Source organism: Corynebacterium evansiae, assembly GCF_027570065.1.
Taxonomy (GTDB): Bacteria; Actinomycetota; Actinomycetes; order Mycobacteriales; family Mycobacteriaceae; genus Corynebacterium; species Corynebacterium evansiae.
Genome location: NZ_JAKMUT010000014.1, coordinates 1 through 3383 on the forward strand (window position 1 = coordinate 1; position 3383 = coordinate 3383).

The window sequence follows — 3383 nt, forward strand, 5'->3', positions numbered from 1 at the left end:
GTAGTGGGTGGCAAAGATGATCGTGCGGCCCAGCTGCGCCTGGTGCTTCATGGAGTCCCAGAAGCGGTGGCGTGCGCCGGCGTCCATACCAGCGGTGGGCTCATCGAGGATGAGAATGTCCGGGTTGCCGAGGATTGCTAGGGCGAAGCGAAGGCGCTGCTGCTCGCCGCCGGAGCACTTGCCTACGCGCCGCTTGTAGATGGGCTCCAGGTTGGCCTGCTCGATAACCTCGTCGAGGGGCAGGTGCTCGGGGAAAGTAGCGGCGATCATCTCCACCGTGTCCTTCACGGTCAGTTCGTGGAGCAGGCCACCGGTCTGCATCAGTGCGCTGATGTTTTGGTTGTATACGGCCTGCTTGGGGGATTGGCCCATAACTTTCACTGTGCCGGCGGTCGGGGAAGTGAGCCCTAGGATCAGGTCCACGAGGGTGGTCTTGCCCGCGCCGTTGGTGCCGAGCAGTGCGATGATCTCGCCCGGGCGAACGCTGAGGCTAACGTCTTTCAGCGCATGCACCGGTTGGTTGGAACGTGGCTTGAAGGTCTTGCTGATTCCTCTTACTTCTATGGCCTGTGCCAGTTTTGTTGTACTCATGGTTTTTACGCTATTTCGCCGAAGTAGGGACCGCGCATACCGTTCATCACGAATTGCACCGTGACGTTTGTCATGGGCTGTCATAAGCTCTGCAAAATTTTTTTCCTTGCTTGGTCGTGGTAACCAAAAAGCAACGATTTGCGTTTTAAAGTAAACGAGATGAGTGTTATAGCTTCCACCAGTTCGCGCGGCACCTCTAAGAGGCTGCCGGGCGCTTTTGGTGCGTTCATGGGGTTCGCTCTTCTCGCTGCCTATGCGGTGTATCGGCTTACTCTGCCAGAGGTTCGCGCCTCCTGGTTCACGAACCTCTTTAAGTGGCCGACGGATTTCAAGGTCTATTACAACGCGGCGGTGGCACTGAACAGTGGCCAGGAGCTGTATTCTCAGCCTTTCGTCGGGGGCCTTCCATTTACGTATCCGCCCTTTTCTGGCGTGATTTTTAGGTTGCTGCCGCTTGCACCGTTTGAGGTTGCGGCAAGTATCTGGCTAGGCCTTACCGCCTTGGTGCTGTTTGCGGTGATCGTCGGGGTTTTCCGCGAGCGCGGTTATGCCTGGTCGCCGGGGCTGATCCTCGTTTCCATGGCAGCACTAGTCGCATCGTTCCACCTGGCTCCGGTCTTCGGTACTTTCTTCTGGGGCCAGATCAACATCTTCCTCATGGGCTTGGTTGCCCTGGATTTCCTGCGCAGGCGCACCGGCAACAAGGGCGGCGGCATCTTCAGCGGCCTGGCCGCCGGCATTAAACTCACCCCGGTCTTCTTCTACCTGCCGCTGTTGCTGGGCAGGCGCTGGCGCGCAATGGTTTACATGACCCTCACGATCCTCGCGACCGTTGTCATTGGCTTCCTGTTCGTCCCGGACGCCAAGTCATTCTGGCAGACCAAGATCTTCGAAACCCAGCGCATCGGCGGGGAGGACAATCCCGGCGCGCAGTCCCTCGGCGCAGTCTTGCACCGCCTCGGTTACGACAACACGGTGCTGTGGCTCGTCTGCGTCGTCGCCATCGTGGCGCTGTACAGCATCGTGGTCCTGGGCTGCTACCGTCGCGGTAACTACTCGATGATCATGGCCCTTGGCGGAGTTGTTGCCTGCATCATCTCGCCGTTTAGCTGGTACCACCACTGGGTGTTCTTGGTGCCGCTCTTTGTCGTTTTTCTGGACGCCGGGTTCCAGCTGGTACAGGCGGTCTCAGACAAGGTGAAGGGAGTGCTGGGCTGGGTTGTTGAGCAGCTCCTGAGCTTCGCAGTGGTGGCGGTATTGACGGTGGTGTTCCTGCCTTTCGTCAGCAACGCCACGTCCCGCAGGCTTGGTTTCTTCGGCCAGGGCGTGGCTCACGATAACCCGCTGTGGCAGGGCGCCTTCACCTTCCTGGGCGTGGCCTTCGTCGTGGTGGCTGCGGCGTACTATGCGGTCCGGTATTTCACGGACCGCCGTGCTACTGGGACCGAGCGCGACGCTGCTGATTCTCTGTAAAGGTGCGTTCGGCGAGGGATTCGCCGGCACCGTCCTGCAGGTGGACAACAACGTTGATCCCAAGTTCTTCGAGTTCCTCGACATCCTCGCGGTACATGGCCACTGAACTGATGGTGCATTCCTCCGGATTGATGTTGGAGGCAAAAATCTCCTTTACTGCGTCTACGTTGGCGTGCTGGGCGGGCATGGCAAGCATGATCATGTCGATCTGGTGGCTGTCCTTCACGCGCTCCCAGAAGTCGATATCTGTGGCGTCGCCCTCCACAACGTTGTAACCGCGCTCCTGCAGGTGGCGCACTCGGGCGGGGTCGTGCTCCACGCCCAAGACCTTCGTGCCGTAGACCTCGGTGAGTTCGTTGTAGCAAGACACCCCCAGGCGGCCCACGCCGAGAACCAGGGCGTGGGCATCGCCGAGGTCGATGGGGCGATCCTCCGGGTGGATCTTGTGCGGCGGGCGCGTCGGAAGGCGCTTGGCCAGGCGCGTTGCCCGCGAGACACTCTGCGGGTTGAGGATCGCCGAGATGACGAAGCTGAGGGATACCGCGAGGACGAGAGAAAGCAGCCAGCGCTGGTTGAGCCAACCGTCACTTACTCCGAGAGCAGCGATAATGAGTGCGAACTCCGAGTAGTTCGCCAACAACAGTGAAGCGAGAACGGAGGTGCGATTGCGCAGCCCGAGTCCCCACAAGATCGCCCAGTAGGCGATGCCTTGGACGGGCAGCAGAATGAGCAACAGGGCAGCGTCGGCGAGGTTCTGCAGGTTTGGTAGACCCAGGAAGCCGATGTTGACGAAGAAGCCAACCAGTAGCAGCTCCTTGAGGGTGAACAGGGAATGGCTGAGTTGTTCTGCGCCGGGGGAGCGGGAGAGAACAATGCCCATGATGAGGGCTCCGAGGCTGCCGGAGAGCCCCACCCACTCGAAGAGCGCGTAACCCGGCAGCAGGGCCATAACGATGCCGAACAGGGCACCGAGTTCACCGTGGCCGAGCTTGTACCAGCGGCGGGTGGTCAATGCCAGCAGCGGGACGATGGCGACCAGCAACAGAGAAGCCAGGCGTGGCGGTTCGCCCCGAAGGATGCTCATGAACGCGACGGCCAGAATGTCCTGCATGATCAGTACGCCGATGCAGATATTGCCGTAGAGGGCTTGCTCGTCGCCGCGGTCCTGCAGAATCTTGATGACGACGATGGTGCTGGAGAAGCTCAAGACCAGCGCGATGTTTACAGCCACGGAGAAATCGGTGGGGCCGAAGGCGCCAAGCGCGCCGAGGGCGGTGATGAAGCCCGCGCCAATCAGCGTCATCACAACAACATGGGCA

Annotated in this window: 3 protein-coding genes; 1 reads left to right on the plus strand and 2 read right to left on the minus strand. The window is 60.2% G+C overall.

All coding sequences use genetic code 11. The annotated features are described in order from the left end of the window. Positions 1-591 (minus strand): ABC transporter ATP-binding protein (locus L8V00_RS09875; RefSeq protein ID WP_269944921.1); only part of this gene is annotated, 591 nt, incomplete at its 3' end. Positions 592-750: 159 nt separating this feature from the next. Here L8V00_RS09875 and L8V00_RS09880 point away from each other — a divergent pair. Further along, positions 751-2064 carry a glycosyltransferase 87 family protein gene (locus L8V00_RS09880; protein ID WP_269944922.1) on the plus strand — a complete coding sequence of 438 codons (1314 nt, stop codon included), beginning with the start codon at positions 751-753 and terminating at the stop codon, positions 2062-2064. Here the strand turns inward: L8V00_RS09880 and L8V00_RS09885 are convergent. Beyond that, positions 2027-3383, minus strand: a 1357-nt coding sequence (locus tag L8V00_RS09885; protein WP_269944923.1) for a cation:proton antiporter family protein, incomplete at its 5' end; no start/stop codon positions are given. The genes L8V00_RS09880 and L8V00_RS09885 overlap by 38 nt on opposite strands.